The sequence below is a fragment of the Aeromonas sp. genome, assembly GCF_051657805.1.
Classification (GTDB): Bacteria; Pseudomonadota; Gammaproteobacteria; order Enterobacterales; family Aeromonadaceae; genus Aeromonas.
Map to the genome: position 1 here is coordinate 1 of NZ_JBOFLJ010000051.1, position 1025 is coordinate 1025.

At 61.8% G+C, this 1025-nt stretch carries 1 protein-coding gene and 1 pseudogene; both read right to left on the bottom strand.

Going from position 1 to position 1025, the window contains the following annotated elements; all coding sequences use genetic code 11:
• Positions 1-407: pseudogene (locus tag ACRCYW_RS15760) on the bottom strand (IS630 family transposase); the annotation flags it as partial.
• Positions 344-811 (bottom strand): IS630 transposase-related protein, encoded by a 468-nt coding sequence (locus tag ACRCYW_RS15765; RefSeq protein WP_438550996.1) that lies wholly within the window; start codon positions 809-811, stop codon positions 344-346. The gene ACRCYW_RS15765 and the pseudogene ACRCYW_RS15760, both read right to left, overlap by 64 nt.
• Positions 812-1025: the final 214 nt, after the last annotated feature.

Below are 1025 nucleotides of genomic sequence, written 5' to 3' on the forward strand. Positions count from 1 at the left end.
GCCTTCACCTTGCTCCACATCAGCTCGATGGGGTTGAGGTCGGGAGAGTAGGCGGGAAGGAAGCGGACTTCGGCGCCGACGGCTTCGATCAGGGCAAGGGTGCGCTCGTTTTTATGGGCGCCGAGATTGTCCATGACCACGATGTCGCCCCGGCGCAGCGAAGGCGCGAGCACCTCGCGAACGTAGGCGTAAAAGACCTCGGTGTTGGTCGCGCCCTCAATGGTCATGCAGGCGGTGGTGCCGTCCAGGCGCACCGAGGAGATCATGGTGGTGGTGCGCCAGTGGCCATGCGGAGCATGGCAGCCCAGCCGCTCGCCTTTTGGCGAGCGGCCACGCAGGCGGGTCATGTTTGTCTTGGCGGCCGACTCGTCGACGAAGACCAGCCGCGCCGGGTCGAGCCCGCCTTGGCCTCGTTTCCACCGACGTCGCTTTTGCGCGACATCGGGCCGGTTTTGTTCGGCTGCATGGAGCGTCTTTTTTTATATGTCAGGCCGAGCTTCACGAGCACCTGATGGATCGCCGGGATGGTGCAGGCCAAGCCGAGCCGGGCTTTGATCTCGGCCAAGGTGATGTCCGGCTCCTTCGCCACCAACCCCTTCATTTCTTGCCCCCTCTCAGGCAACAGCTTCGCCTTCCTGCCGGAAAACCGATGCCTGGCCTCGATCCGTCCGGTCCGCCGCCTTTGTAACACCAGCTTCTTCACCATCCCCAGCGACACCCGGAAACGCTTCGCCACCTCTTCCTGCGTCCACTTGCCCTCATCGTAGGTGGCCACGATCCGCTGTCTTAAATCCAAGGAGGTCGTCTTCATCCACCCAACTTGGTCTCTCCCCTCAAAAATAGCTACAGTTTTATTTAAAATGCTATAGCTCTGGTTGGGATTGCTCCGGCTGTGCTGGGACGAGTCGTTACCGGCCAGTCCGCCGGAGGGCGCGCCTTCAAAGATGTGTCGATGTCTTTGAAAACCAGATACCCGGCGGTGGAGGCGGCGGCGAGCTCCATGGCGAGGTCGGTGCCAGGCTTGG

Bases quoted from the DNA above. Each gene is read 5' to 3' on its own strand.
- ACRCYW_RS15765 (WP_438550996.1), bottom strand. From the start codon at position 811: ATGAAGACGACCTCCTTGGATTTAAGACAGCGGATCGTGGCCACCTAC.